This is a genomic window from Butyricicoccus sp. AM32-19 (assembly GCF_003480365.1).
In the GTDB taxonomy this organism is placed as follows: domain Bacteria; phylum Bacillota; class Clostridia; order Oscillospirales; family Butyricicoccaceae; genus Agathobaculum; species Agathobaculum butyriciproducens.
The window spans coordinates 85,050-111,728 of record NZ_QUIX01000003.1 but is presented as its reverse complement, the minus strand read 5'-3'; the positions used below and the strand labels follow the sequence as shown (position 1 = coordinate 111,728).

The following is a 26,679-nucleotide window of genomic DNA, read 5'->3' as shown; positions in this document are numbered from 1 at the left end:
ACGCGAGAGAACCTGTTTTTTGCTGCTCAAACGCGGTTTTCGCGCAGCAGACGGGCGGTTTTGCCCAGTGCTTCCATCGTATCCATGGTGTAGTCCTCGTGCTCGATGGAGAGTACGCCGTCGTAACCCATCATCTTGAGTGTGACGAGAAATTCGCGCCACCAGCGTTCATCGTGGCCGTAGCCGGGGATTACGAAATTCCACGAGCGCTTGGCAAATTCGAGCACGCCCTTGCCGTCGAGCAGGGTATTGACCGCCGCCGGCTTTTCTACGCGCACATCCTTGACATGAACATGGTAAATCGCGTCACCGAGCGCACGCGCGACCGCGACCGGGTCCGCGCCCATCCAGAACAGGTGAGAGGGATCGAGGTTGAAGCCGATGGTCTTGTCGCCGCCACATGCGTCGCGCAGTTTCTCAAAGTTCTCCACATCGTGCACGAGCTGACAACCGTGCGGCTCAAGCGCCAGCTTGGTCACGCCGTGCGCCTTTGCGACTTCTTTCAGCTCCTTCCAGTACGGAATGGCGACGGTGCTCCACTGATAATCCAGAATTTCCTGCGTTTCCGGCGGCCACGAGGTCACGACCCAGTTCGGGTATCTGTCCTCCGGACCGCCGCCCGGCAGACCGGACATCATGACAACTTTATCGAGGTCGAAATATTCGGACAGCTTGAAGCACTTGTGCGTCACCTCGTCTTCGCGCTTTCCCCAGTCGCCCGGGGCGAGCGGATTGCCCGAGCAGTTGAACGCCGAAATGCTCAGGCCGTGGTCCTTCAGCTTGCCCTTCATTTCATCGCGCTTGGCTTCGCTCTCCAACAGACCGTCCAGATCAACATGCGGCGCACTTGACCAGTTGCCCACGCCGAGCTCGACCTGTTCGATGCCGAGTTTTACGCACGAGTCGAGCAGCTCGTCGAACGACTGACCGCCGAGGCAGTCGGATACCAGACCGATTTTCATGGCAGGGACCTCCTTACTTGACCGTTACCCACTGACGGGTCTCGGCAGACTCCAGAACTGCGTCAATGACCTGCATGACCTTCATGCCGAAGCGGAAGTCGATCTCGTACGGCTTATGCTCCGCAACACACTGGAGGGTATGGTAGACCTCGATGGTTTTCTGGTCTGCGTAGCCGAGACAGATGCCGGCGCCGCCGTAGAACTTGTCATACTCGCCGTGACCCGGTGCGATAAGTACGGTCTTGAAGCCGCGCTCGGTCTTGGGATCATCGTGACGATAGATCTGCACCTGATTCTGATTTTCCTGATTGTATACGATACAGCCGTTCGTCATCTGGATCTCATAGCCGAGCGACATCTTGCGGCCCGCAGCCAGACGGTTGGAGAAGATCGTGCCGCACGCGCCGTTCGCAAAGTTGAACATGAACTGTACAACGTCGTCGTTTTCGACCGGCAGCATGCGGGAGGAGTCCTTCGGGTCGGGGCGCTCGGGCACAATGATCTTTGTCATGCCGCAGACCTCGGCAATATCGCCGATGAGGTACTGCGACAGGGAAAGCGTGTGGCTTGCCAGATCACCCAGCGCACCGGACGCGGACGCGGACTTGAACATGCGCCACTCGTGCTTCTGATCCGGATCGTTGTAGTAGTCCTGATCGTACATGCCGCGGAAGTTGACGACCTCGCCAAGCTCGCCAGACGCGATCAGCTCCTTGACATACTGCTGGATTGGGTTGCGGACGTAATTGAAGCCGACAGAAGTCACAATGCCGGCGTCCTCGACTACCTTGGTCGCATTAACCGCCTCCTGCGCGGTCATGGACAGCGGTTTTTCGCAGTAGACGTTCTTGCCGTGCTTTGCTGCCTCGACCGCAATCGGGCAGTGCGAAGCGTTCGGCGTGGTGATGTCCACCAGTTCAACTTCGGGGTCCGAAACGACCTCGTGCCAGTCGGTCGTCCAGCGCTTGAAGCCGTATTTCTCCGCAAGCGCCTTCGCGTTATCGCTGTTCACATCGGCTACAACGACCAGCTCCGGTACATAATCATCGCCGAAAATGTTGTTTACCGACTTGTATGCGGTGGAATGGGTGCGGCCCATGAAGCCTGCGCCGATCAGTCCGATCTTGATCTTCTTCATAACTATTTCAGCCTTTCTTCTTCATATTGTATCGTTTGTTGTGAAAAGAGGACCAGCATATGGCTGGTCCTCGGTCATTATGAACTCAGCCCTTCCACTCAGCGAGTTTCGCAAGGAAGTCGTCTACATTGGAGCTGTCGATGATGGTCGGGTCGGAGGGATAGAACGAATCAATGGTCTTGCCCTCGATGGCGTCGAGTGCGCGTGCTACACAGTCATAGCCCATCTGGTAAGCGCCGATATCGACCGTTGCGGTGATCGAGCCTTCCTTGACCGGCGTTGCACCCGAGATACCGCCGAAGCCGCAGACAACAACATCATCCTGCTTGCCCATGGACTGCAGCGCCTGCGCTGCGCCCATTGCAACGTCATCGGAGTGGCATACAACGGCGTCGATCTGATCCGGATACTGCTGCATTAAGCCTTCCAGCGTGGTAACTGCCTTGTCTGCTACCGCGTCGGTGTACTGCATATCCAGCACCGTGCAGCCGCCTGCTTCAATGCCTTCGGTCCAGCCCTTTACACGATCCTCAGAGGTGGTGTCACCCTGCACGCCAGCAAGAATGACAACATTGCCTGTGCCGCCCAGCTTTTCGGCAACATACTCGCCGCCGCTCTTGGCTGCGTCCTCGTTGGAGACACCAACGTAGCTGACCAGCTTATCCGAGGTAAAGGTGGTATCAACCGAAAGCACCGGAATGGTTGCATTTGCAACAGCGGTGGTCGCTACATCGGGCTGCAGCGGCGCCAGCACCAGTGCCTCTGCGTCGCTCGAGCCGAGCGTCGTTTCGATCATGTTGAGTTGCTCGTCGTAGGAGGTCTCGCTCGGAGGACCCTGCAGGTCAACGGTCACGCCAAGGTCATCGGCTGCCTGATTGATACCTGCGGAAACCGCCTGCCAGTATTCTGAATTCAGCGTCTTGAGGATGACCGAAATTTTGTGATTGCCGCCGGCTGCGTCCGAACCGGTGTCAGCCGTGCTGTCACTGCCGGATTGGGAAGCGGAGCCGCCGCAGGCGGTCATTGTCAGTGCCATTGCACTTGCCATCAACATTGCTAAGATTTTCTTTTTCATAATGAAATTGCTCCTCTCATTACGTGCCTTTTCGATATGGCAACTTCTTTTTTCTCTTCCGGGGTGTTCCCAGTTTCCATGGTTCAATTATACCTGCCTGCAACCTGCGATTCCATTCGCAAACAAAACGAACCGCAGTTTTCGTGAAATCAGTCCAAAACCGCTGCGGAAGATTGTGGTATTTCACAAGCAAACACGTGCACGCAGCAGAAAAAGCGGAAAGAAAAAAGCGTGCCTAAAAAGGCACGCTTTGAAAACACGGTTTCTATCGGCGTTTTTACCGATAGAATTGTAAAGGCACGTAGAAGGCACGGAAAGGAAAACCTAAACCTCACATGGTTTTCGCCAAGGCTTCGATGTTCTCATCAATGCCGATCAGCTGCGGCAGTTCGATGAACGCGGCAGGCTGCTTGCCCTGTGTCAGGTACGCTGTCATGGCATTCATCGCAGAAAAGCCCTGCTGATACGGCGCAAGACCGATCGCGAAATCCACAATGCCGCGCTTGACCAGCGCTACAATGTCCGGTGTCATGTTGTAACACACCATTTTAATGTGCTGCGCCTGCTGATCAATCAGTGCCTGCCCAATATCGCCGGTGCAGCCTACTGCGTTAAAGATACCGCGCAAATGCGGATATTGTCGCAACAGATATCGTGTTTTCTCATATGCAATAACACTCTGGTCACGAGAATTGATTTTCTCAACGATACATATTTTAGGAAAGCGCTCACGCATGACCTGCTCGAACCCCTGTACACGTGCACGATGTGTCGACATATCAGGCAGGCCGCTGATGATCGCCACTTCGCCCTCCTCACCAATGCTTTTCGCTAGCAGCGAGGCCGCGACACGGCTGGATGCACCGCTGTTTTCTCCGACAAAACACAGCCGTTTGGAGCCGGGAACATCCGAGTCGAACAACACGATCGGAATGCCTTTTTCCGTCAAGTGATTGATGCGGTCACACAGGCGCTGATTGCGCGTACCGCGGAGCAGAATGCCGTCAATGCCGTGCTCCTCCAGGTAATATAAAATAGAAAGCTGTTCGTTGACGTTTTCACTGTCGCAATGAAAATACTCTGCATGGACTGACTGCGCGCTTTCGCTCATCAATGCATCCTGCATGCCGCGAATGACTTTTTCAAAGAATGGATTAGTCAGCCGGGGCGAAAGCACTGCCACACGATAACTCCGTTCTGGCTCAACTTGCTGTATAATCTCTTTCGGTTTACGTGTGGGTAGCTTATAGCCGAATTCATCGATGATCTTCTGCACATGTGTACGCACTTCGTTGCTTACACCTTCACGGTCGTGTACTACTTTGTCTACCGTTCCGCGCGATACGCCTGATAGCTCTGCGATTTTACGTATGGTCATCTTCATGGCTGTGTTCCTCCGCGTTTGCTTTCCTTTCGTTTATCATATCATAAAGAAGAAAAGGAGGAAAGAGGGGACACACCCATGCAGACAGAAGAATGGCTCAGCCGAGAGAGTACAGCCGCGCCAAGATGAGAGAGAGAATAGGTATGTTCAAAAATAGAGAATGTGTAGATGAACTGCACCCCATTTGTTAGACAGTATGATATACTATCTAACAGATGGGGTGCTGTTCAGACGGCTGTGCCTTTTCTTTACTCTAATTGAGTGTTACAGACAATGAAAAAATGAAAAAAGAAACATCATTCTTCATTTTCCATCCTCAATTCTCAATTCAGAATCTTTTCCATTTCAGAGATCATTTCATCAAACAGCTTTGTTGCGTCCTCGATCGGCTTCGGGCTTGCCATATCCACGCCTGCGCCGCGCAGCAGCGTGATCGGGTCGGCAGAGCAGCCGCCGGACAGGAAGCCGAGGTAATCCTTCACCGCCGGTTCACCCTCCCGCAGAATGCGGCGCGACAGTGCGATGGCAGCGGCGTAGCCGGTCGCGTACTGGTAAACGTAGTAATCGTAGTAGAAGTGCGGGATGCGCGCCCATTCGAGCGAAATCTCCTCGTCTACGTTCATTTCCGGTCCGAAATACTGCTCGTTCAGCTTTTTGTACATCGCGCAGAGCGCTTCGGCGGTCGTGCCCTCGCCGCGCTGCGTCATCTCGTTGGCGGTCAGCTCGAACTCAGCGAACATGGTCTGACGGTACAGCGTGCCGCGGAACTGCTCGAGGAAGTGGTTGATGAGGTACGCGCGCTCCTTTTTATCGGTCGTGACGGACAGCAGGTATTCCATCAGCAGGGCCTCGTTGCAGGTGGATGCAACCTCGGCAACAAAGATAACGTAATCCTGATACGCGGTCGGCTGGGTCTTGTTGGACAGGTACGAGTGGATAGAGTGGCCCATCTCATGCACAAGCGTGAACACGTCGTCGAGCGTGCCCTTGAAGTTGAGCAGTACATACGGGTGTACGCGCGCGCCTGCCGAGTATGCGCCCGAGCGCTTGCCCTCGTTCTCGTACACATCGATCCAGCCGTTGGCAAAGCCTTCGCGGAGCAGATTCAGGTAGTCCTCGCCGAGCGGCGCAAGCGCCTTCAGTGCGATCTCCTTGGCCTCCTCGAACGTGAATTTCATCTCCACGCCGTCCACGACCGGCACATACAGGTCGTACATGTGCAGCTCGTCCACGCCGAGCAGCTTCTTTCTCAGCGCAACATAGCGGTACATGGGCGCAAACGAGCGGTGCACCGCGTCGATCAGGTTGCGGTAAATCTCGGTCGGCACCTCGTTGCCGTCGAGCGCGGCATCCAGTGTCGAGGGATATTTTCTCACGTTTGCGAAAAACAGTAGCTGCTTGAGCTGCGCGGACAGCGTTGCCGCCGAGGTGTTGCGGAACTGGCCGTACACCGAGTACAGCGAATCGAACGCGGACTTTCGCAGCACACGGTCGTAGGACTGCATCAGCGGGATGAACGTGCCGTGCGTGACCGGATGCGCGATGCCGTCCTTGTCCACTGCGTCCGGGAATTTGAGGTCAGCGTCGTTGAGCATGGAGTAAATGTCATCCGGGCTGGCGGCCATTTCGCCTGCAGCGGCGAGGATTGCCTCCTCCTTGTCGGACAGCACATGCTCTCGGCGGCGGCGAATGCGGTCGATATTCAGGCGGTACAGCTCCAGCTCGGGTGCTTCGGCGTACAGACGGTTCATGTCCTCATCGCTGATGGCGAGCAGCTCAGGGGTCTCAAACGCGGCGGCAGACTGAATTTCGACCGCGAAGCGCGTCACCTGGCTGACCATCTCCTGATAGGCGGCGACGCGGGTGTCCTCATCGCTGCGGCGCTGGGCGTAGTGTACGAGCGCGTCAAATGCAAGGCTGATTTCATCATCCAGACGGAAAAAAGACAGCAGAACAGCGCCGCTTTCGGCCAGTCTGCCGCGGAATGCAGTGATGCGCGGAATGAACTCCTTGGCCTTCGCTAACGCGGCACGCCAGTCATCGTCGGTCGCAAACAGATCCTGAATCGCCCATTTGTCCTTTGCGGGCACATCTGCGCGGGCGGGAATTTTATTGGTTTCCATGGAAATACTTCCTTTCTGGTAGAGTTTTTCTCTGATTATTATGATACCGCAACAGCAGGTTTCATGCAAGCGGATTTACGGCTAAAAAACAGACATCCCTCTCACATTTCCGTAAGAGGGATGGAGTCTATTCTTCCTCCGGCAGCGAATTGCCGTAGGTTTCGAGTGCGCGCTTGATATCATTCCACGCAAAACCGCGACGCTGGAGTGCCGCAACGGCTTTTTCGACCTCTTTTCGGTCGGAAACGTCACCGCGCAGGCGTTTTTCGAGCAGAGCCAGCATTTGCGCCTCATCCGGAGAGAAGGTCTGCATAGCCGCTTCTGCGGTGTCGCGGTCTATGCCGCGGCGGGTCAGCTCCTGCCGGATGCGTGCCGCGCCGTAGCCCTTGCGCGTGTAGCCGCGCACAACGCTTTCCGCGAAAAGCTCGTCATTGAGCATACTGCGTTCGATCAGCCACGCAAGCGCGTAATCGGCGGCTTCCTCATCGTGTCCTTTGGCAAGCAGCTTGTCGCGCAGCATTTTCGCACTCAGCGCCCGGTAAGACAGCTGTTTTACCGCCATATCGAGGGCTGCGCGGTATTTATCCTCGCTCATTATTCTTCGTCGAGGTCGTCAAAATCGTCCGCGTCGATGGAGACCGCCTTGGAGGACGACGGACGCGGTGCCTTATCCGCAGGCTTTTCGGCCTTCTCGGTCGGCACAGCGGCGGAAGGACGTGCCGCATGGCTCTGCGCCAGCTTGCTGCGCTCCTCGGCTACCTTTTCCATGATCTGCTTCTGTACGTCATCCGCGATGTCCGGATGATCCTTGAAATACTGCTTGGCAGCATCGCGGCCCTGACCCAGACGGGTATCGCCCATGGAGAACCACGCGCCGGATTTGTTGAGGATGCCGAATTCCACGCCGAGATCGACCAGCTCGCTCGTGCGGGAAATGCCTTCGCCGTACATAATATCGAACTCAGCCTGCTTGAACGGGGGAGCGACCTTGTTTTTTACAACCTTTACGCGGGTGTGGCTGCCGATCAGCTCGGTGCCGTTTTTCAGATGCTCCACGCGGCGAACCTCCATGCGGACAGACGCATAGAACTTGAGCGCACGGCCGCCGGTGGTGACCTCCGGATTGCCGTAAATGACGCCGACCTTCTCACGCAGCTGGTTGATAAAGATGGCTACGCACTGGCTCTTGGCGATCGAGCCGGCCAGCTTGCGCATCGCCTGACTCATCATGCGGGCATGCAGACCGACGAAGGAATCGCCCATTTCGCCTTCGATTTCGGCGCGCGGTGTCAGCGCGGCAACCGAGTCGATAACCACGATGTCGATCGCGCCCGAGCGTACGAGCGCCTCCGCAATGTCCAGACCCTGCTCACCGGTGTCCGGCTGGGAGACCAGCAGGCTGTCAATGTCAACGCCGAGTGCCTTGGCGTAAACCGGGTCGAGCGCGTGCTCGGCATCGATAAACGCAGCCGTGCCGCCCAGCTTCTGTGCCTCTGCAACGCTGTGCAGCGCAACCGTGGTCTTACCGGAGGATTCCGGTCCGTAGATCTCAATGATTCGGCCGCGCGGCAGACCGCCGATGCCGAGCGCGAGATCCAGACCGATCGAGCCGGTCGGGATGTGTTCGATATTCATGCCGGTGTTTTCGCCCAGACGCATAACCGAGCCTTTGCCGAACTGCTTTTCGATCTGACCGAGCGCAGCGGCAAGTGCTTTCTTCTTATCAGTCGCAGGAGCGACCGGTTCCAACTGCTTTTTGGTAGCCATGATAGCATTTCCTCCTGAAAAAGTTACAAATATGCAAGCCGCAGAGCGGCGGTGTATTCGGATTCGATACACCCATTATAACAGGGTGCTGATTTGAATGCAATGATTTTATCGAAAATTTGTTCGATAAAATTTGATATAAAAAATCCTGCCTTTTCAGGCAGGATTTTCAACGGGTCTTATTTACCCTGTGCGTCGATATACGCCTTCGCATGCTGCTTGAGCTTGTCGAAGGTTTCCTCGCTCAGCACATGCTCGATGCGGCACGCATCCTCAGCGGCGGTCTCAGCGTCCACGCCGAGAGCGGTGAGGAACGCGGTGAGCACGGTGTGGCGCTCGTAAATGCTGGTGGCGATCTGCATGCCGGATTCGGTCAGTCCCAGCAGACCGTTCTGGTCGATGGAAACGTAACCGTTATCGCGCAGCAGGCCAACGGCACGGCTGATGCTCGGCTTGGAAAAGCCGGTGTAGTGCGCAACGTCGATCGAGCGCACCTGTCCATTTTTCTGCGTCAGAACCAGGATGGCTTCCAGGTAGTTTTCCGCGCTTTCCTGAATTTTCAATGCACGGACCTCCTTTTTCTAAGATACACTTTTCTGTAGGGCAGCACATGGGTTGGTCCTGCCGCGAAATTCTATGATAGTATATCTATTTTATCATGACTTGCGTGTTTTTGCAATCTGCGTTGAACAAATTTCAAGCGGAAACAGCGGCTTGTGTTACGGCTGATCGGGCGGGAGCGGATTTTCCGGTGTATTCTGCGGCTCGGGCTGCGGTGCGGGAGCCGGCTGCTCGAACGGCTGCGGCTCGGGCATTTTGCGGTCAATGCTGCGCAGGGTGCGGTGCATGCTGAACAGCATCATAATAAATTCATAGCCGAGCCGTGCAGCAATATTTCCGACAATAAACAGCAGGATCGCCCAGAAAAAGTGGAAAAACAGCAGAATAACACTGTAAACAGCCAGCGCAGCGACCGTCATGCAGTACAGGATTTTCAGCAGACCCTCGGTGTATGCGTGCCGGAAATTGAGAAAATCATGCAGCTTTGCCGCTGTACCGTGGTAGTGATTCGGTTTGCGGACAAACAGCGTGTACAGCGCGATGCCACCCGCAAGAATCAGTAAAAGTGCCAGAATCGGCAGAATCATTGTGAAAAGCGGTGTGTATGTATAGGTGTAAGCGTAATTCATGGTATGCACCTCTCCTTTGGAAATGGGTTGATACATTTTTAGTGTACCATATTCTGCGGGGTTGATAAAGGGAAAGTTGAATAATTGAGAATGGAAAATGGAGAATGGAGAATGCAGGTGAGGGGAAAATCGGTGTATTTATCAGGTGAGAATGGCGTTATCATTAAGAAACGGCGGCAATCGTGGAATCGCAGGGGCGGCCGGCGACCGCCCGCATACCGTTCAATATTACGTTCATTTTCCATTCTCCATTCTCAATTTTTCATTTCAAACCGCCTACGACCATTGCAAATTCAATCAAAATGTTGTACTCTTGATGTACCACCGAACAGGAGAGATACCATGAAAATTTTGCACACCACACCCGCGCAGGACGGGTTTTATATGCCTGCGGAGTTTGCACCGCATGAGGGCTGCCTGATGATCTGGCCGGAACGCGCCGACAGCTGGCAGTACGGCGCCTATGCGGCCCGGAAAGCCTTTCTGCGTGTGATCGAGACGATTTCCGAAAGCGAAAGCATGACCGTGCTCTGCTCGGAAGGGCAGTATGACAACGCGCGTGCGCAGCTGCCCGACCGCGTTCGTCTGGTCGTGATGGAGACTGACGATGCGTGGGCGCGTGACGTTGGCCCGACCTTTGTTATCAACGGCAGGGGAGAGCGCCGCGGCATCGACTGGGGGTTTAACGCGTGGGGCGGCGATGTGGACGGCCTGTATCCCTCGTGGGAGAAGGACAACCGCGTGGCGCGCAAGTTCTGCGACCTGGTCAGCAACGACGTATACGACAAACGCGATTTCATTTGCGAGGGCGGCTCCATCCACTCGGACGGCGAGGGCACCGCGCTCGTCACCGAAGCCTGCCTGCTGAGCGCGGGACGCAATCCCGATCTCACAAAGACTCAAATTGAGCAGGTTTTGTGCGATTATATGGGCGTTTCCAAGGTGATCTGGCTGCCGCGCGGCATTTATAACGACGAAACCAACGAGCACGTTGACAATGTGTGCGCCTTCACGGCTCCGGGCGAGGTGGTTCTCGCGTGGACGGACGACGAGACCGACCCGCAGTATGCGCTTTCCAAGGCCAGTCTGGATGCACTGGAAGCTGCGACCGATGCCAAGGGCCGCAGGATCAAGGTGCACAAGCTGCCGCTGCCCAAGCCGGTGACCATCACCGCAGAGGAGTGCGACGGCCTTGACCTGTGTGACGGCGAGCCGACCCGTACCCCGGGAGAGCGTCTGGCGGCAAGCTACGTCAACTTCTACATTGCGAACGAGGCTGTTGTCATGCCCGCCTTCGGCGACCCGATGGATGAAAAGGCGCAGGCCATCCTGCAGGAGCTTTTCCCGACCCGTAAGGTGGTTGCGATTGCTGCCCGCGATATTCTGATTGGCGGCGGCAATATCCACTGCGTGACCCAACAAATCCCGAAAGTGTAAAAATAGAGGACGAACCAAGCGGTTCGTCCTTTATTTTGCTATTTTTACTTGAGCAGGGCGTTATCGGTGAAATAGTCGATCTTCATCGCGTGACGGACTCGATCGAGCGTACCCTGAGCGGTCTCAGCGGCGATTTCGCTGCCCTTCTTGAGAATCTCGTAGACTTCAGGCAGGCGACCCTCCCACTGCGCACGGCGCTCACGCATGGGCGACAGCAGAGACTGCATGACGTTGTTCAGGAACTTCTTTACCTTCACATCGCCGAGTCCGCCGCGCTGGTAGTGTGCTTTCAGCTCGTCGAGGCTCTGGTAGTCCGGCAGGAATTCTGCGAAGTGCTCCGGCTGGCAGAACGCATCCAGATAGGTGAATACGGTATTGCCCTCCAGCTTGCCGGGATCCTGCACGCGGATATGGTCCGGATCGGTGTACATGGACATGATCTTGTCACGAACGACCTCCTCCGGATCTGCAAGGTAGATGCAGTTACCGAGCGACTTGCTCATCTTCGCCTTGCCGTCCGTGCCGGGCAGACGCATGCAGGCGTTGTTGGACGGAAGAACAATCTGCGGCATCGTCAGCGTTTCACCGTAAATCGTGTTGAACTTGTGCACGATTTCGCGGCACTGCTCGAGCATCGGCTCCTGGTCCTCGCCGACCGGAACAGCCGTAGCGTTGAATGCGGTGATGTCCGCCGCCTGACTGATCGGATAGCAGAAAAAACCGACCGGAATGCTGGCTTCAAAGTTGCGCATCTGGATCTCTGCCTTAACGGTAGGGTTGCGCTGTACACGGGACACGGTGACAAGGTTCATATAGTAGAACGTCAGCTCGGTCAGCTGCGGCACCATGGACTGGATGAAGATATTCGTCTTTTCCGGGTCAATGCCGACCGCAAGATAGTCCAGCGCGACCTTCATAATGTTCTGGCGCACGCGCTCCGGGTGCTCGGCGTTGTCGGTCAGCGCCTGCGCGTCCGCAATCATGATGTAAATTTCGTCATATTTTCCGGAATTCTGCAGCTTCACGCGCTCGGCCAGTGAGCCGACGTAGTGGCCGACATGCAGGTTGCCGGTCGGGCGGTCGCCCGTGAGAATGATCTGTTTCATATCGTAAACGCTCCTTAAAATTCGTTTTTCAGACAGGTTTTCCAGTTTTCGGGCAGTTCCACGTTGGAGGAAATCCACATGGCGAACATGCCGTTGAGCATCGTCCAGTAGCGCAGAAGCCGCCATCGTGTCTCATCCTGCGGAATGCCTTGCTTTTCCGCGATAGCGACAGCCACACGGCGGAAAACGGAAAACGGCGGGTAGTTGCCCTCGATCGGCTCAAGCGAGAACGTCAGCTTCTGGGATGCGTTGCGGAAATACGCGCTGAAATACGTCGGGTTGCGCATGTAAAAATCCAGATAGGCGGTGCCGAGCTGCTCCATGGTCTGCGGCAGGCTTTCGTCCAGACCGCTGAGCGTCAGCTCGAGTGTGCGCGTCAGCTCCTGCATGACGTAGGCACGGCAGGCGTCGATCAGGCGCTCCTTGCTGTCAAAGTGGCGGTAGATGGCGTTGTGACTCACGCCGCACTGCGTTGCCAGCCGCCGGAGAGAAAGATTTTCGAGGCCGTCCTGCGAGATCAGCGTGACCGCTTCCTCCAACAGCTTGCTTTTGAGATTTCCGTGATGATACTGATCGGCCATTTTCTCACCTCGTTGTTTGTTGTGATGGGTTTATTATAGTCCTTGATGTTGTCGGTGTCAACATTAAAATGTCACAACGATAATCAATCGCATTTGCGAAAAATGCGTATAAAATGACGAATTCATTATCATGGTGAGAATTTATCGTTGCGGTGCAAGACAGGATGTTGATGATGTACACACTGTTTTGCGGCAAAAAAACACCGATACTCTCCGGAAAAACGGAGAATATCGGTGTTTGCAGCTGCGGTTTAGTAGATTACGACAGTCGAACCAATCGGTACGTTGTTGTAAATCCAGTTGATGTCGTTGTGCTTCATGCGTACACAGCCGTGCGAAACCGGATAGCCGCTGCTGAAGTCGTATTCGGTATCGGTGCCGGGATAGCACAGGCGGGAGTGGAACGCGTAGCCGGTGCCCGGGTAGAAGCCTACAACCGGACGAACCGTGTAAGTACCGGTGGTCCAGCCTGCCTTCAGCTTGTAGCTGACGGTGGTCACGCCGACCGGAGTCGGGGTGGAGGCAGCGCCGGTGCCGACGATAAAGCTCTTGGTCAGCTTCCAGTTGCCCTTGGAGCCGGTGAATACGTTTACATGCTGGTATGCGCGGTTGATCCAGACCAGATAATTGGTGTTGCTGGAGTAGCCCTTGGCGTTGATCCAGACCTCCTTGGTGGTGGTGGAGTAGTCGTTGTTAGCCGCGTAGGACGTGGTGTAGTTGCCGCGGTAAACCGAGGATACCTGCTTGAGGATAGCGGCAGCATCGCGCTGTGCATACCACTCGGCAGAGTAATTCTCGATCGGAACGGTCTTCTGGGCGTAAACCTGCTCGGTCTCGCCGGTGGACGGGTTGTCGTAGAGCAGCTTAAAGCCAATCGCCGTGCTGGTCTTCATATTCTTGGTGAAGGTGAAAGTGCTGGTGTGGCTGGAGGTCTTGTCGTTGGTCAGCTCGAAGCTGTTGTTCGTGCAGCCCTTGATCGCGGAGCCGTCCTGATACCAGATTGCAGTGCAGGTAACGCCTTCCTTTACGCCGGAGAAGCTGACCTTGGCAGTCAGCGAGCCGCCGGCCTTAACCTTATCCGGAACGGTCATCGTGATTTGAACGCCATCCAGACCGGGATCGATGTTGTCGATCGTGTGGTCGGCCTTAGCCGTTACCGTGCAGCCGACCATGCGGGTGTCTACGGTGCCGATCTTGCCGGTGCCGTCAACCGTGGTGTTCTTGCCGGCCAGAACCATCGTGCCGACCGTGCCGGACAGCGTGATGCGGTTGCCGGAGCCGCGCAGTACGGAAACGGTATCCGCGTCGCCCTTGAGCAGGATGGTGTTGTTGCTGCCGGTAATGGTGATGGCATCCGAGGTCATGCCTTCGAGCACGATGGTGCGGCCGGAAGCGGTGATCTCGATGTTGGAGACTGCGCCGCTGTAGCCAACGGAGCCGCCCTTGCCCGCGATAACGAGCGTGTTTATGGACGAAGTGTTGTCCATCTTCACATCAGCCGTGCCTGCCGGGTCAACAGCAAGCGTGGAAATGCTGGTCTGCTTGGTGCCGTTCAGTACAGCGCGCTCTTCGCCCTTGAGGACAATGCGGTGCGAGCTGCTGACGGAATCAAGCGAAATTTCATTCGTGGGAGCGGCAAAGATCCAGTCGCCGTCTGCGACTGCGCCGGTCAGAGCGATGCTCGGATTGGTGAGTACGGTGCCGCCGGCCAGCTCGGTCGGTGCGCTGTCTGCGTTGGTGGCAGCGGCAATGCGCACGATCATGGTGACGAACTGTGCACGGGTCAGCTTGTTCGATGGAGACAGCTTGGTAGCAGAGGTACCGTTTACAACGCCCTTGCTGATCAGAGCGGCAGCTGCCTGCTTCTGCTCGGTGGTCATAGAGGAGGTGTCGGTGAAGCTGCTCAGCTCATCGGCAGCGGTCTCTGCGCGGTCGTATGCGAACGCACGAGCCATCAGCACGAAAGCCTCAGCACGGGTAGCTGCAGTGTCAAAGTTGCGGTTGTCGTTTGCGGTAATCAGGCCGAGGTGGATGGCCTTGCCCAGATCCTTGCTGTACCATGCGGACTGCTGGCTGGCAGCCAGACCGGATACACTGTCGGCCTGCGCTGCGCCAAGTGCGCGGTTGAGGATAACGATAGCTTCAGAACGCTTGACCGAGTTATTCGGCATAATTTTGCCGTTGATGCCCTTCAGAAGACCCAGCTCAACACCCTTGCGCAGCGAAGCGGCAGCCCAGTGGCCGTCGATGTCCGGGAAATCCGTGGTTGCCGGATCGGAAGGTGTGGTCGGGTCAGTCGGAGTCGTGGGTTCGGTGGGAGTGGTTGGAGTCGTCGGCTCGGTGGTCGTCGGAACGGCGGTCTGCTCCATTGCAAACGGGAGCGGATCGAGCATCAGATACTGCGGCATGTACTTGGACGCACCGGCACGCAGCGGATCGGAATCGCCGCCGATCACCAGCTTGCTGTCGGAGAAGCTGTTGTCCACCAGCATGCGGAAGGTGGTGGTGCCCCAGTGGAAGGTGAGCCACTGCGCCTTGTCAGCGTCGTTCTTGCTGTCCGCGAGGTATGCCTTTACCTTGTTGTGGGCCTCGGTCAGCTTGGTCTTGCCGGAGTCGGTCAGGGCGATCTCAACGGCTTCTTTGCCGTTTTCGGTGGTCGCCTTGGCAGAGGCAAAATCTGCACGGTCAAACTGCCACTCCTCGTTCAGAAAGTCGGTTACACTGCACAGACGGCGGTCGCCCAGACGAGCGGCCCAGTAAGCGGCAGTGCTGCCGGTAGCTGTTTTCGGAATGGAAACGGTGATCACATCGCCGGAAACGGCGGCAGACGCGCCGGTCAGACCCTCAAGCTGCATGCGCTGCGAGATGGTCTTCTGCGCTGCTGCCAGATCGGTCTGGAGAGCGGTGCTGTCGTACTCGCTGCCGGTGATCGGCTTGAGTGCAAACGTCAGCGCGTTTGCAGCCGTGGTTGTCGCCGAATCATTTACGGCAAAAGCAGTGGTGAACAGCATCATGGCGGCCAGCAGACCGCTGAAAATGCGTTTTGTCAACTTCAAAATACTATCCCCTTTTTGACAGTTGCAGAATGCGGACATTCTGCCTTACCTTATTACCTATATTTTACGTTCCGGACCAGAGCTTGTCAAGACGAGTAAGGTTTCAGTTCCGAAACATTTCGCTGCCCGCTGGGGGCGGCGTACCCACGCCGAGAGGGCAAGAGGGTAGGCAAGCTTCCCTCGCTTCGCAAGCGGCAATCCCAATAACGGGAACAGCCATCCACGCTTTACAATCTGAATATAGCATGTTATACTATAAAATAATCACAAAAATGACCCTTTTTCAAAGGAGGAAATCACCCATGCTTTGCAAAAACTGCGGCAAGGAGCTGCCGATCGCCGGCAAATTCTGCCCCTTCTGCGGCGCAGCTGTCGAGCAGACCGGTGTCAACGACGAAACCGCTGTATTTACCACCCTGCCGGATGATATGAAGGACCCTGTCGAGACCGGTCCGATTGACACCAGCGCGTTTGACGCGGCTATGCGGGATGAAAAGCAGCAGCTTCCGGTGGACGACACGGTTGCCGATCCGCTGGCAGACACCAATCCCAATATCCCGAATTTGAACATTCCCACGCAGGATACCATGCGCCCGATCGACACGCCGCCGGTCCGCCGTACTGCGGGCACGCCCGAGCGCCGCACGACCTACTACAACGGTGAGGCCGATCCGAAGGACAGCGTTTACAAAAAGCCGTCCAAGGGAAAACGCGGCCTGATCATTGCGCTGGTGGTCATCATCGTGGCGGCTTTGATCGGCGGCGGTGTGTGGTATTTTGCAAATTCGCACAAGACCGACGAAAACCTCATCATGGCCGAAAAATACATGGATCACGGTGACTTCGACAAGGCGCTTACGTATTACCAGAAGGCGCAGGAGGAGGCCAAGGATCCGGCTGCTCTGGATGCGACCATTCAGCTGATTAAGGACTATCAGTCCGCTGAGGATTATGTGGGCAACGGCCAGTACACCGAGGCCATTGCGGCGCTCAAGCAGCTGCAGAACCGTGTCACCGACCCGGATTCCGCGATGTACAAGGCCATCGAGGATTTGCTCGATAAGGCGCAGTCTGCTCAGTCGGACGATCAGTTCAACTCCGATTTGGACGAGGCGCAGAGCTATCTGGACGATAAAAAGTACGATGCCGCCAGCGGCAAGCTGGATTCTCTGGCAAATGATGATTCGCTGACCGCTGACCAGAAAAAGCAGGTCAAGGAGCTGCAGAAGCAGCTTTCCGATGCACAGCAGCAGGAAAAGCAGCAGGAAGAGAACAGCCAGAAAAAGGCCGAGCAGCGCGATGCATTCAGCAAAAAGATGGATGAGCTGGAAAGTGACGATCTGAAAATTTCGTCGGCAGCCAACCAGGAGGATGAGCTGGCCATGACCGCAAGCTCGTTTGAGCAATGGGATAACCTGTTGGGGGAGATGTACGACTACCTTGCAACCGTGCTCAACGCCGATCAGTACGCTTCTGAGGAAGCAAGCTACAAGCAGTGGGTGCAGGAGCGGGATTCCGGTGCGGAAAATGCCGCAAAGGAGACCGAGGATGATACCGCAAAGCAGCTTGCATCCTACAGCTTTAAGCAGAGCTACACCAAAACACGCTGCTATAAGCTGCTCGATCTGATGAACTGAACACGGGAATAACGAAAAAAGGACGCATAACGCGTCCTTTTTGTTTGCTGCAAACGAGAAACAAGGGTGCAAAAAAGCGCCGCTTTCTTGCGAAAACGACGCTTTGCGTATCCTTGATTATAAAAAACGAATTGCTTACTCTGCGGTGTAGGGCAGAAGAGCAATGTGACGTGCACGCTTGATAGCCTCGGTCAGCTGACGCTGATGAGCAGCGCAGGTACCGGTCATGCGGCGGGGCAGGATCTTGCCGCGCTCGGACATGTACTTCTTCAGCTTGCCGGCATCTTTATAGTCAACGTGTGCAACCTTATCTACGCAGAATGCGCATACCTTGCGACGGCGACGGCCGCGCTGCGGGCGCTCTGCACGCTCCGGACGGGGAGTAAATTCCTTCTTGGTTTCTTCCATGATCACGTAACCTCCTTCAGTTTAGAATGGGACATCGCCGTCGTCATCAGCAAGCTCCTGAAAATCCGAATCTCCTGCGGGGAGATCGAAAGCCGGAGCAACCTGGGACGCGGCAGGCTCGGGCCGCATCTGCGATCCGTTGTCATAGCCGCCAAAACCGCCCTGATTGCCTGCATTGTAGGCATCGCGGGATTTCTTCGTTTCACCGAAGGAAACCTCGTCGCAATTTACTTCGATTGCAGTGCGGTTGTTGCCGTTCTGATCCTGCCAGCGGCGGGACTGGATACGGCCGACTACGATTGCCATAGAACCCTTCGTGAACCACTGTGCAACGAACTCTGCCTGACGGCCCCATGCGACACAGTCGATGAAGTCGGTCTGGCGTTCGCCGTTCTGATCCTTGCGACCACGGTCGATCGCAAGCGAGAACGAGCACACAGCCATGTTGGACTGGGTATGGCGCAATTCGGGATCGCGGGTCAAACGACCCATCAGAATCGCCTTATTGAGCATTGGTGTTCACCGCCTTAGTCGTCCAGGCAGACGATGATGGAACGCATGATGCCGTCCGTGATCTTGTAGATACGGTCCAGCTCAGCCGGGAAATCGGGCTTGGACTCAAAACGAACCAGCGTGTAAACGCCCTCCGTCTGATCCTCGATCGGGTACGCCAGACGGCGCTTGCCCCAGTCCTCGACCTCTACGTTCGTGCCGTTCGCCTCAACGAGAGACTTGAACTTGTCCACAACAGCGGTAGCCGCTGCCTCTTCCAGCTTGGGGTTAACGATGAAGATAGTCTCGTACTTGCCAGAAATCTTTGCCATATTCTTAGCACCTCCTTTTGGACTTTTGGCCCACATCCTTTGATGTGAGCAAGGATACTATACCATTATAACGGATACACGGAGAATGTCAAGAAAAATTTCAAAAAAATATTGACGAACTTTCAAAAGCATGATATACTGAAAACACTGTGAACGAGGCAGAGATTCGTCGCAGGACGCATAAGTGCTTGTGTGGCTCAGTTGGTAGAGCAGCGCATTCGTAATGCGCAGGTCGCCGGTTCGAGTCCGGCCACAAGCTCCAAAACCCTTCCGATTTTCGGAAGGGTTTTTGCTTTATCCGGATATCGGCGTCTGCTTTCTATATAATGGGATAGCGGTATGCCAAAACTTATTATTGACATATGCCGAAAACGTGATAGACTATAAGTAACGTTATTGGCATATGCCAGAAATGATTCGGAGGAAATGGTTATGAAGATCGCAGTTACCTATGAAAACAGAGAGGTTTTCCAGCATTTTGGCCACACGGAGCAGTTTAAGCTGTACGAGGTATCCGGCGGTAAGCTGCTGCATGCGCAGGTGGTGGATACGAACGGCAGCGGTCACGGTGCGCTGGCCGGCCTGCTGGCACAGCTTGGTGTGGATACGCTGATCTGCGGCGGCATTGGCGGCGGCGCACAGGCAGCGCTTGCGGAGGCCAATATCCGTCTGATCGGCGGCGTGCAGGGCAACGCAGATGAGGCGGTACAGGCTTTTCTGAACGGTACGCTGGCGTTTGATCCCAATGTGCACTGCGCGCACCATGATCACGGCGAAGACCATTCCTGCGGCAGCCACGGCTGCGGCGGTCACTGCCACGAATAATCCATGCCGAGACCGAGAAAGTGCCGCAGAATCTGCGGTATGCCGCCGTTCAGCGAGTTTTCTCCGCAGGAAAGTACGACAGAGTGCGTGCAAATGACGCTGGACGAATATGAAGCTATCCGTCTGCTGGATCTGGAGAATCTGCAGCAGGAGCAGGCTGCCGCGCAGATGGGGGTAGCCCGCACAACGGTGCAGCTGATCTACAACAACGCCCGCCGCAAGCTGGCGGATTGCCTTGTAAACGGCAAACGGCTGGTGATCGAGGGCGGCGATGTTGCGCTGTGCGAACGTCATGCGCAGTGCCCCGGACGCGGACATTGCTGCCGCAGCGGCTGCCCGAAACATCAAAAATAAGTGCAGAAAACGAAAAAACCGTTGCCAAAGCAACGGTTTTTTCGTTATTCTTCGTGATCGAGCACATAGCGGTACAGCGCGTTTTTCTTTACGCCGGTTTCGGCGGAAACTGCCTTGACCGCGTCCTTCTGGGTCTGGCCCTGCTCCATGCGGCGGCGGACCGCCTCGGCGGCAGAGGCAAGACGTTCGGCCTCGTCCTGCTCGGTCTCCGGCTCGTCCGGCGCACCCTCGAGGATGAGCACGAACTCGCCGCGCGGCGCGTTGGCGTCAAAGTAGGCAACCGCCTCGTCGAGCGTCATGCGGAGCGTCTGCTCATGCAGCTTGGTCAGCTCGCGCGAGAGTGACAGCCGGCGGTCGCCGCCGAAGGCGTCGCGCAAGTCGCGCAGCGTTGCACACAGCTTGTGCGGTGCTTCGTAGAAGATCATCGTGCGTTTTTCGCCCTGTAGAGTGTCCAAGTGCTCTCTGCGGGCCTTTTTGTTGACCGACAGGAAGCCTTCAAAGCACCAGCGTCCGGTCGGCAGACCGGATGCCGCCAGCGCGCAGACCGCCGCACAGCAGCCCGGAATCGGGATAACGGGCACATCGTGCTCGGCGCACAGCGCGACCAGATCCTCACCCGGATCGGAAACCGCAGGCGTGCCCGCATCGGTTACGAGCGCACAGGTCTCACCGGCGAGCAGCTTCTCCAAAACCGCTTCACCGCGTGCGCGGCGGTTGTGTTCGTAGTACGAGATCATCGGCTTTTTGGGCAATTCGCAGGCGTTAAGCAGCTTTTGCGTCACGCGGGTGTCCTCTGCCGCGATGAAATCCACTGTGCTGAGAACCTCGCGTGCCCGCGGCGATAAATCACTCAGGTTGCCGATCGGCGTTGCGACTAAGTATAATGTAGACAATTCAATCCCTCCGGAATTTCTTAAATGGAGAATGGATAATGGAAAATGAAGGTGCGGCTAAATCATCGCGCATTGCGCGTCTCAGCGCAGCGCGGACGGGACTCGCGCAAGGATAGCGCTAATTCTCAATTCCGTAAATACGGAAATATTCATCACTCTCAACGATCAGCGGCGGCTCAACAACAAGTCCTTCCGCACTGCCGCCTTTTCGGCACTCGACCATGACGACGCTTGGCGCCGCCTGCACGCTCTGGTGCACGAACCGCATTCTTTTCGGCACGAGCCGCACGCGCGAGAGCGCTTCGAGCAGTACCCACAGCCGTTCCGGCCGGAATACGAACGCGGCTTTGCCGCCGGTATGCAGCACGAACGAGGCCGCAACCGCCAGTTCCTCGACCGAGCAGGTCGCGTCCTGCCTTGCGGTGCGCTTTTCGGCGGTCGGCGCATTCGCGCCTGCGTTGCGGTCGAAATACGGCGGGTTGCAGATGACGTAATCCATACTGCCGTGCGGCAGCAGCGTACGCATCTGCCGGAGGTCGCCCTGCAGAGCGGTTACGTTTTCCAGCTCGTTTGCTGTGATGGACTGCCGGAACAGGTCGAGCGGGCCGTCCTGCAGTTCCAGTCCGGTGATCTTGAGGTCGGGCCGCCATACGAGCAGCGCCAGAGTGCCTGTGCCGCAGCCGAGGTCGAGCAGTTTGGCATTGCGTCTCGGCTTGGCGAACGCGCTGAGCAGCACGCTGTCCTGTCCGAGCTTAAAAAACCGGTCGTCCTGTAATAATTGCAGTCCGTTAGGGAGTATTTCAGTGCTTTGCGCCATGATTTCTCTCTCCTTAATAACCCTTTTCTACCGCAGCCTGCAGCACCTGCGAAGCCACCGTACCGGCAACCGACGAGCCGCCGCCGCCGTTCTCGACGAGAACGATGAAAGCATACGGCGTGGCCTCGTCGCGCAGGAAGCCGGTGAACCATGCGTTCGGTGACTTATCCGCGCCGACCTCGGCGGTGCCCGACTTGGCACAGATATCCATGCCTGGGAAACGATCCTGACCGTAGGTCTCTATGACGTTGTTGTGCATCATATCCGCAATGGTACCCGCGGTCTTTTCGTCGATCAGCTGCGCCGACTTGTGCGGATAGTAAATGCCGGTCGGCAGGCCGTAATCTGTGGTGGATTTTTCGATCAGACGCGGCACGGCAGCCTTGCCGCCGTTGGCGATCGCGCCCATATACTGGAGCATGTTGATCGGACACAGGGTATCCTGACCCTGACCGACACCCGACCATGCCAGCTGATTGTCATTGCCCGAGAAATCAAACTTGCCGACCGAGGACTGGATGCCGTCCACCTTGATGGACTTGGTCAGTCCTGCCGCATCCGCGTATTTCTGCATGGTTTCGCCGCCGAGTTCGACGGCCAGCTGACCGAACACACCGTTGCACGAGTTGGCGAGCGCTTCCTCGATGTCCTGTTCGCCGTGAGCGTGCGGGCAGGTGACTTCCTCGCCGCCGATGTTGACCGAGCCGGTGCACGTCCACTTGCGCTGGAACAGGTCAGGGATGTTCTCGATAGCGGCGTTGATGGTCACAACCTTGAAGATAGAGCCCGGAATCGAGTTCGCGGACAGCAAGCGGTTGACGTAAACGCCGTCCCACGCGGGATCGTCCGCCGCAATGTCCGGCGGATTAGCCGGATCAAACGTCGGTGTGGACACCATGCACAAAATTTCACCGGTTTTATAGTTATAAACGCCAACCGTTCCGTTCATTCCGTTCAAAGCCTGATAGGCGACATTGTTCAAATAGGCATCAATCGTCAGATACAGGCTGTTGCCGGTGCCGAGCGGAGAATATACGCCAGTGAGCAGATTGTAGCCAGACAGCTTATCCGCGAACGAGGTGAGCGCACCCGCGCCGATGTTGCCGTTTTTGTCGCCGACGGCGTGCAGTGTGGCGCGCCGGACGGCTGCGTCATCGTTGTAGATGCGGTTGCCGTCCTCATCGAGCGTGGACAGCATATCGCCGTCCCGGTCGAGGATGGTGCCGCCTTTCAGCTGACCGGAGTTGTTATAGAGATGACGGTTGTACGGGTAGGAGGCCCAGTCGCCGCCGTCTACGACAAACTGGAAGCAGAAGAACGCCAGACCCAGACCGAGCAGTGCAGCAAGGATCAGACAGAAAATACTGCGTTTTTCGATTTTCCGCATGGTTACTCCTCCCCTCTAAGCTCGCGGCGGCTGGGCAGACGAACCGCGAACGATGCATTCTGTCGGGTGTCGGTCGCCTTCAAAAAGGCGAGCATACCCCATGCCGACAGCATGGACGAACCGCCGTTGGATACGAACGGCAGCGTAACGCCGGTGAACGGCAGAATATCGACCGCACCGAATACGTTCAGACAGGTCTGGAACACCAGCAGACTGGTGGCCGCGCATGCGGCGATGGTGTAAAAGCTGGAGCGTCCGGCACGGCAGGCGCGGACAGCGAACACGGCCAGCGTAATGATGCACAGGATGGTCAGCACGGCAATGACGAGACCCCATTCCTCACACAGCATACCGAACACGATATCGGTATCCGCGGCAGGGAGATTCGAGAGCCAGCCCTTGCCGGCACCGACGCCGATCATGCCGCCGGAGGCGGCTGCGGTCAGCGTATGCGTCTGCTGGAAGCCCTTGTCGTACACGTCCTCCCAGATATGTCCCCAGGAGGCAAATCGTGCGGCAACGTGCGGCTTGATGGTCAGCATGACCATGCCCGCGCCGAAGCAGCCGGCGCACACAAGGCCGATGGTGGCGAAATCGCCTGAACGCAGGTACGCGATAACAAGGAACGTCACAAAGAACACAAGTGCGGTGCCGAAGTCGTTCTGCAGCGCGAGACAGCCTCCGCAGATAGCGGTCAGGCCGATGAACATCCACAGGTTGCGCTTGTTGAACAGGCGGTCGAGCGTTGCTGCGCCGGCAAAAATATAGCAGATTTTCGCAATTTCCGAGGTCTGCAGAGACAGAGGACCGAGACGCAGCCATGCCTTCGCGCCGCCCTGCGACGAGCCGATCAGCAGTGTAATAGCCAGCAGTCCGACTGCCGTTGCGCTCATGAACCAGCGCACCTTCTGCGCCCGGGTCAGGTCGCGCAGGAAGAAGCCGAGCACGATAAAGATGGCAAGACCCATCAAAATCGCAATCAGCTGCTTGGGCAGCTCATCCGGCACGGTCGAGCCGGTGACGGCGAGTGACAGCGTACATAGGAAGAACGCTATCGTCTCCATTTCAAAGCCGATGCGGCGGAACAGGCGCATGACGATGAAATACGCCCAGCAGATTACCGTAAAGACAAAAAAGGTGAGCGGAATGGTGGTGGTCGCCTTGTCGCCCTGCGCGATAATGAGCTGCAGACCGGTGAGGATCTGGAACAGCGTCAGCAGTACGAGCGAACCCCACATGCCGGCCGGCTTGCCCTCAATGCGGCGTTCGACCATCTGTGTGCGCTTCTCCTCAGCGGTAATGGGCTCCATGATAGCGGGAATACCCGCAAAGGTGACCGTGTCGCCGTCTTCGACGAGTGCATACTCGTCCACCGGCAGGTCGTTTACCTTGATGCCGCCCTTGGAACCGAGGTCGTATATCGTCCAGCTGCCGTCATCCTCGCGGATGAGCGCGGCGTGCTGACGCGATACCGACGGATATTCCAGCTGCACATCGCAGCTGGGGGCGCGTCCGATGATGTTCTCCCAGTGGGTGATGGGCAGGCGCACGCCGTTGCGCAGCACCAGATAGCCCCAGACCTCATCCGGGTGCTTGACCTTCCACAGCGAGCGGATCGCACCGACAAGGATCATCAGCGCCAGCAGCGGGAACACAAAGCGCACAACGGTCGTGTACCACGCCCCGATGAGCGGTTTTTCCGCCAGCAGAGCCGTCAGCCTGTCGAGAAGCTGCTGCAAAGCATCATTCATGTAAATTTCCTCCTTTCGAGGGATGCTGTTGATTACTTGGATTTACCAATAATACTACCAGTATAGCCTATCTATTATAGCATAGGTTGTCAAGAAATTTGCTGTTTTTCACAAACTTTCACGAATATCTTGATTGACATTGACAGAATGTTGTCACGGTGTTACACTGAATCCATAAACTACATACGCGACAAACGAAGTTTGCAGGAAAAAGCCGCGCGGGCAACTGCCCATGGCTTGCCGAAGGAGCAAAACTCTCAGGTGTCCGGTTTTCCGGATGAGGACTGTAAATGGATGTGGCTCTGGAGAACGTTCCTCAAGGGGACTGCCGAAGGTGCAACGCGCGCAAAGAGGTTTGCGTGCCAATCTCTCAGGCAAAAGGACAGAGATGAACCTGTTTTTATAGACGTTAGGATATAAAAATAAGTTCCGCGGAACCACAGCAAATGTTTTCTCACGGTGCAGGGTGTACCGTCTGTTTGCTGTCTTTCCGTTTCTTTGGAGCCGTAACCCGATGCTGATTGGGTTCGGCTTTTTGTTTGCCGCAAAACAAAGAAGGGGTATGTAAAATGACAATGGAAGTATTGGCAGACTGGGTAAGCAAGGTCAGCAACGTCGTATGGAACGGCCTGCTGCTGTACCTGCTGGTTGGCACCGGCATCGTGTTTACCATCCGCACGCGCTTCGTTCAGGTGCGTAAGTTCGGCGCAGGCTGGAAGCACCTGTTCGGCCATTTCTCGCTCAACGGTGAGAAGGCGGGCAAGGACGGCATGAGTCCGTTCCAGGCGCTTACCACCGCAATCGCGGCGCAGGTCGGCACCGGCAACATTGCAGGCGCGGCTACCGCACTGTATTCCGGCGGCCCGGGTGCGATTTTCTGGATGTGGCTGAGTGCGTTCTTCGGCATGTCCACCATCTACGGCGAGGCGGTTCTCGCGCAGAAGTACAAGACCACGGACGATAAGGGCCACGTTACCGGCGGTCCGATCTACTACATCCGCGCACGCTTTACCGGTAAATTCGGCAAGTTCCTCGCCGGCTTCTTCTCGGTTGCAATTATTTTCGCGCTGGGCTTCACCGGCAACATGGTACAGGCAAACTCGATCAGCGTAGCGTTCAACACCGCGTTCGGCGCACCGATGATCGTTGTCGGCATCATCTGCGCGATTATTGCAGCGTTTATCTTCCTTGGCGGCGTTGGCCGTATTGCGGCTGTTACCGAAAAGGTCGTTCCGATCATGGCGCTGTTCTACATGGCTGGCTGCGTTGTTATCCTGTGCATCAACCACGCGGCAATCATTCCGGCGTTCAAGTCCATCTTTGTTGCAGCATTTGACCCGCAGGCTATCCTCGGCGGCGCTGCAGGCATCACGGTTCGTCAGGCAATGCGCTACGGCGTTGCACGCGGTCTGTTCTCGAACGAGGCCGGCATGGGCTCCACCCCGCACGCACACGCACTGGCTAAGGTAAAGCGTCCGCAGGATCAGGGCGAAATTGCTATCGTTTCCGTATTCATCGATACCTTTGTTGTACTGACGCTGACCGCTATGGTCATCCTGACCTCGGGTATGCTCAATCCGGGCGCACCGGACGGTCTGCAGGGCACCGAGCTGGCACAGGCAGCCTTCAAGGCTTCCCTCGGCTCGGCGGGCATGATCTTTGTTGCGATCTGCATGCTGTTCTTTGCGTTCTCTACCATCATCGGCTGGTATTTCTTCGGTGAGCAGAACGTAAAGGCAATGTTCGGCAGCAAGGCAGTCAAGGTATATGCCGCTATCGTTGTTGTCTGCATCGTGATCGGCTCCGCACTGCATGTTGATCTGGTCTGGAACCTGTCCGACCTGTTCAACGGCCTGATGGTATTCCCGAACCTGATCGCGCTGTTGGCGCTGTCCGGTCTGGTTGCCAAAGCGGCCCACGATAAGGACATTATGAAGTAAGCTGTCGCGGAACGACACGGTTTG

General features: G+C 56.4%; 24 protein-coding genes, 1 tRNA gene and 1 riboswitch. Of the genes, 6 read left to right on the top strand and 19 right to left on the bottom strand.

Features of this window, described 5'->3' with window-relative positions:
* Window positions 1-26: 26 nt before the first annotated feature.
* The 9 genes from DW806_RS04300 to DW806_RS04260 all read right to left on the bottom strand — a co-directional run bounded on the left by DW806_RS04300 (window position 27) and on the right by DW806_RS04260 (window position 9,639).
* Entirely contained in the window at window positions 27-962 is a 936-nt protein-coding gene (locus DW806_RS04300) for a sugar phosphate isomerase/epimerase family protein (RefSeq protein ID WP_118729216.1), read from the bottom strand.
* Between the two features lie 13 nt (window positions 963-975).
* Complete coding sequence (locus DW806_RS04295; protein ID WP_118729215.1) at window positions 976-2,100, bottom strand: Gfo/Idh/MocA family protein; 1,125 nt, start codon at window positions 2,098-2,100, stop codon at window positions 976-978.
* Between the two features lie 85 nt (window positions 2,101-2,185).
* Complete coding sequence (locus tag DW806_RS04290) at window positions 2,186-3,175, bottom strand: sugar ABC transporter substrate-binding protein (protein ID WP_118729214.1); 990 nt, start codon at window positions 3,173-3,175, stop codon at window positions 2,186-2,188.
* Window positions 3,176-3,506: 331 nt separating this feature from the next.
* On the bottom strand, window positions 3,507-4,559 hold the full coding sequence (locus DW806_RS04285; protein ID WP_118729213.1) for a LacI family DNA-binding transcriptional regulator: 1,053 nt from the start codon (window positions 4,557-4,559) through the stop codon (window positions 3,507-3,509).
* Window positions 4,560-4,882: 323 nt separating this feature from the next.
* Window positions 4,883-6,682, bottom strand: a complete 1,800-nt coding sequence (gene pepF, locus DW806_RS04280; RefSeq protein WP_118729212.1) for an oligoendopeptidase F — start codon at window positions 6,680-6,682, stop codon at window positions 4,883-4,885.
* A gap of 127 nt (window positions 6,683-6,809) precedes the next feature.
* Window positions 6,810-7,277, bottom strand: a complete 468-nt coding sequence (locus DW806_RS04275) for a regulatory protein RecX (RefSeq protein WP_118729211.1) — start codon at window positions 7,275-7,277, stop codon at window positions 6,810-6,812.
* A complete protein-coding gene (gene recA, locus DW806_RS04270) occupies window positions 7,277-8,449 on the bottom strand; it encodes a recombinase RecA (protein WP_118729210.1) in 1,173 nt (390 codons plus the stop codon). Before recA ends, DW806_RS04275 begins: the two co-directional genes overlap by 1 nt.
* Before the next feature lie 179 nt (window positions 8,450-8,628).
* The gene (locus DW806_RS04265) at window positions 8,629-9,012 is read right to left on the bottom strand and encodes a metal-dependent transcriptional regulator (RefSeq protein WP_110435666.1); all 384 of its coding nucleotides are present in this window, start codon (window positions 9,010-9,012) and stop codon (window positions 8,629-8,631) included.
* A gap of 156 nt (window positions 9,013-9,168) precedes the next feature.
* Entirely contained in the window at window positions 9,169-9,639 is a 471-nt protein-coding gene (locus DW806_RS04260; RefSeq protein ID WP_118729209.1) for a DUF4282 domain-containing protein, read from the bottom strand.
* A gap of 342 nt (window positions 9,640-9,981) precedes the next feature.
* Here DW806_RS04260 and aguA point away from each other — a divergent pair, with 342 nt between their 5' ends.
* Complete coding sequence (gene aguA / locus DW806_RS04255; protein WP_118729208.1) at window positions 9,982-11,076, top strand: agmatine deiminase; 1,095 nt, start codon at window positions 9,982-9,984, stop codon at window positions 11,074-11,076.
* Between the two features lie 44 nt (window positions 11,077-11,120).
* Here aguA and trpS read toward each other — a convergent pair whose 3' ends face one another.
* The 3 genes from trpS to DW806_RS04240 form a co-directional block, all read right to left on the bottom strand.
* A complete protein-coding gene (gene trpS / locus DW806_RS04250) occupies window positions 11,121-12,182 on the bottom strand; it encodes a tryptophan--tRNA ligase (RefSeq protein WP_118729207.1) in 1,062 nt (353 codons plus the stop codon).
* A gap of 14 nt (window positions 12,183-12,196) precedes the next feature.
* Complete coding sequence (locus DW806_RS04245) at window positions 12,197-12,763, bottom strand: TetR/AcrR family transcriptional regulator (protein ID WP_110435644.1); 567 nt, start codon at window positions 12,761-12,763, stop codon at window positions 12,197-12,199.
* A 251-nt stretch (window positions 12,764-13,014) separates the two neighbouring features.
* Window positions 13,015-15,819: a L,D-transpeptidase family protein gene (locus tag DW806_RS04240; protein ID WP_158578285.1), complete on the bottom strand. Its 2,805-nt coding sequence runs from the start codon at window positions 15,817-15,819 to the stop codon at window positions 13,015-13,017.
* Between the two features lie 302 nt (window positions 15,820-16,121).
* On the opposite strand from DW806_RS04240, the gene DW806_RS04235 reads away from it, so the two are divergent.
* Window positions 16,122-17,456, top strand: a complete 1,335-nt coding sequence (locus tag DW806_RS04235) for a zinc ribbon domain-containing protein (protein WP_118729205.1) — start codon at window positions 16,122-16,124, stop codon at window positions 17,454-17,456.
* Window positions 17,457-17,591: 135 nt separating this feature from the next.
* Here DW806_RS04235 and rpsR read toward each other — a convergent pair whose 3' ends face one another.
* Genes rpsR through rpsF form a run of 3 tightly spaced genes read right to left on the bottom strand, consistent with a single transcriptional unit; the run spans window position 17,592 to window position 18,688 of the window.
* Window positions 17,592-17,864, bottom strand: coding sequence for a 30S ribosomal protein S18 (gene rpsR, locus DW806_RS04230; RefSeq protein ID WP_110435641.1), 273 nt, complete (start codon window positions 17,862-17,864; stop codon window positions 17,592-17,594).
* Window positions 17,865-17,885: 21 nt separating this feature from the next.
* On the bottom strand, window positions 17,886-18,377 hold the full coding sequence (locus DW806_RS04225) for a single-stranded DNA-binding protein (protein WP_110435640.1): 492 nt from the start codon (window positions 18,375-18,377) through the stop codon (window positions 17,886-17,888).
* A 14-nt stretch (window positions 18,378-18,391) separates the two neighbouring features.
* Window positions 18,392-18,688, bottom strand: coding sequence for a 30S ribosomal protein S6 (gene rpsF / locus DW806_RS04220; protein ID WP_110435639.1), 297 nt, complete (start codon window positions 18,686-18,688; stop codon window positions 18,392-18,394).
* Between the two features lie 186 nt (window positions 18,689-18,874).
* Between rpsF and DW806_RS04215 the strand changes: the two genes are divergently transcribed.
* From DW806_RS04215 to DW806_RS04205, 3 genes are all read left to right on the top strand, one after another.
* Window positions 18,875-18,950, top strand: a tRNA-Thr gene (locus DW806_RS04215).
* Window positions 18,951-19,120: 170 nt separating this feature from the next.
* Window positions 19,121-19,513 (top strand): NifB/NifX family molybdenum-iron cluster-binding protein, encoded by a 393-nt coding sequence (locus tag DW806_RS04210; protein ID WP_118729204.1) that lies wholly within the window; start codon window positions 19,121-19,123, stop codon window positions 19,511-19,513.
* Window positions 19,514-19,516: 3 nt separating this feature from the next.
* Complete coding sequence (locus DW806_RS04205) at window positions 19,517-19,867, top strand: DUF134 domain-containing protein (RefSeq protein ID WP_118729203.1); 351 nt, start codon at window positions 19,517-19,519, stop codon at window positions 19,865-19,867.
* Between the two features lie 44 nt (window positions 19,868-19,911).
* On the opposite strand, the gene rsmI is transcribed toward DW806_RS04205, so the two are convergent.
* The 4 genes from rsmI to DW806_RS04185 form a co-directional block, all read right to left on the bottom strand.
* Window positions 19,912-20,760 carry a 16S rRNA (cytidine(1402)-2'-O)-methyltransferase gene (gene rsmI, locus DW806_RS04200; RefSeq protein ID WP_110435630.1) on the bottom strand — a complete coding sequence of 283 codons (849 nt, stop codon included), beginning with the start codon at window positions 20,758-20,760 and terminating at the stop codon, window positions 19,912-19,914.
* Window positions 20,761-20,878: 118 nt separating this feature from the next.
* Complete coding sequence (locus DW806_RS04195) at window positions 20,879-21,577, bottom strand: tRNA1(Val) (adenine(37)-N6)-methyltransferase (RefSeq protein WP_118729202.1); 699 nt, start codon at window positions 21,575-21,577, stop codon at window positions 20,879-20,881.
* Window positions 21,578-21,590: 13 nt separating this feature from the next.
* Window positions 21,591-22,964, bottom strand: a complete 1,374-nt coding sequence (locus DW806_RS04190; RefSeq protein ID WP_118729201.1) for a penicillin-binding transpeptidase domain-containing protein — start codon at window positions 22,962-22,964, stop codon at window positions 21,591-21,593.
* A 2-nt stretch (window positions 22,965-22,966) separates the two neighbouring features.
* Window positions 22,967-24,715 carry an FtsW/RodA/SpoVE family cell cycle protein gene (locus DW806_RS04185; protein WP_117490171.1) on the bottom strand — a complete coding sequence of 583 codons (1,749 nt, stop codon included), beginning with the start codon at window positions 24,713-24,715 and terminating at the stop codon, window positions 22,967-22,969.
* A 292-nt stretch (window positions 24,716-25,007) separates the two neighbouring features.
* Window positions 25,008-25,111, top strand: a riboswitch (glycine riboswitch).
* A 179-nt stretch (window positions 25,112-25,290) separates the two neighbouring features.
* Here DW806_RS04185 and DW806_RS04180 point away from each other — a divergent pair.
* The gene (locus DW806_RS04180) at window positions 25,291-26,655 is read left to right on the top strand and encodes an alanine/glycine:cation symporter family protein (protein WP_117490260.1); all 1,365 of its coding nucleotides are present in this window, start codon (window positions 25,291-25,293) and stop codon (window positions 26,653-26,655) included.
* Window positions 26,656-26,679: the final 24 nt, after the last annotated feature.

Coding starts and splice junctions, on each gene's coding strand:
- DW806_RS04300 (WP_118729216.1), bottom strand. CDS start 962: ATGAAAATCGGTCTGGTATCCGACTGCCTCGGCGGTCAGTCGTTCGAC.
- DW806_RS04295 (WP_118729215.1), bottom strand. CDS start 2,100: ATGAAGAAGATCAAGATCGGACTGATCGGCGCAGGCTTCATGGGCCGC.
- DW806_RS04290 (WP_118729214.1), bottom strand. CDS start 3,175: ATGAAAAAGAAAATCTTAGCAATGTTGATGGCAAGTGCAATGGCACTG.
- DW806_RS04285 (WP_118729213.1), bottom strand. CDS start 4,559: ATGAAGATGACCATACGTAAAATCGCAGAGCTATCAGGCGTATCGCGC.
- pepF (WP_118729212.1), bottom strand. CDS start 6,682: ATGGAAACCAATAAAATTCCCGCCCGCGCAGATGTGCCCGCAAAGGAC.
- DW806_RS04275 (WP_118729211.1), bottom strand. CDS start 7,277: ATGAGCGAGGATAAATACCGCGCAGCCCTCGATATGGCGGTAAAACAG.
- recA (WP_118729210.1), bottom strand. CDS start 8,449: ATGGCTACCAAAAAGCAGTTGGAACCGGTCGCTCCTGCGACTGATAAG.
- DW806_RS04260 (WP_118729209.1), bottom strand. CDS start 9,639: ATGAATTACGCTTACACCTATACATACACACCGCTTTTCACAATGATT.
- aguA (WP_118729208.1), top strand. CDS start 9,982: ATGAAAATTTTGCACACCACACCCGCGCAGGACGGGTTTTATATGCCT.
- trpS (WP_118729207.1), bottom strand. CDS start 12,182: ATGAAACAGATCATTCTCACGGGCGACCGCCCGACCGGCAACCTGCAT.
- DW806_RS04245 (WP_110435644.1), bottom strand. CDS start 12,763: ATGGCCGATCAGTATCATCACGGAAATCTCAAAAGCAAGCTGTTGGAG.
- DW806_RS04235 (WP_118729205.1), top strand. CDS start 16,122: ATGCTTTGCAAAAACTGCGGCAAGGAGCTGCCGATCGCCGGCAAATTC.
- rpsR (WP_110435641.1), bottom strand. CDS start 17,864: ATGGAAGAAACCAAGAAGGAATTTACTCCCCGTCCGGAGCGTGCAGAG.
- DW806_RS04225 (WP_110435640.1), bottom strand. CDS start 18,377: ATGCTCAATAAGGCGATTCTGATGGGTCGTTTGACCCGCGATCCCGAA.
- rpsF (WP_110435639.1), bottom strand. CDS start 18,688: ATGGCAAAGATTTCTGGCAAGTACGAGACTATCTTCATCGTTAACCCC.
- DW806_RS04210 (WP_118729204.1), top strand. CDS start 19,121: ATGAAGATCGCAGTTACCTATGAAAACAGAGAGGTTTTCCAGCATTTT.
- DW806_RS04205 (WP_118729203.1), top strand. CDS start 19,517: ATGCCGAGACCGAGAAAGTGCCGCAGAATCTGCGGTATGCCGCCGTTC.
- DW806_RS04195 (WP_118729202.1), bottom strand. CDS start 21,577: ATGGCGCAAAGCACTGAAATACTCCCTAACGGACTGCAATTATTACAG.
- DW806_RS04190 (WP_118729201.1), bottom strand. CDS start 22,964: ATGCGGAAAATCGAAAAACGCAGTATTTTCTGTCTGATCCTTGCTGCA.
- DW806_RS04185 (WP_117490171.1), bottom strand. CDS start 24,715: ATGAATGATGCTTTGCAGCAGCTTCTCGACAGGCTGACGGCTCTGCTG.
- DW806_RS04180 (WP_117490260.1), top strand. CDS start 25,291: ATGGAAGTATTGGCAGACTGGGTAAGCAAGGTCAGCAACGTCGTATGG.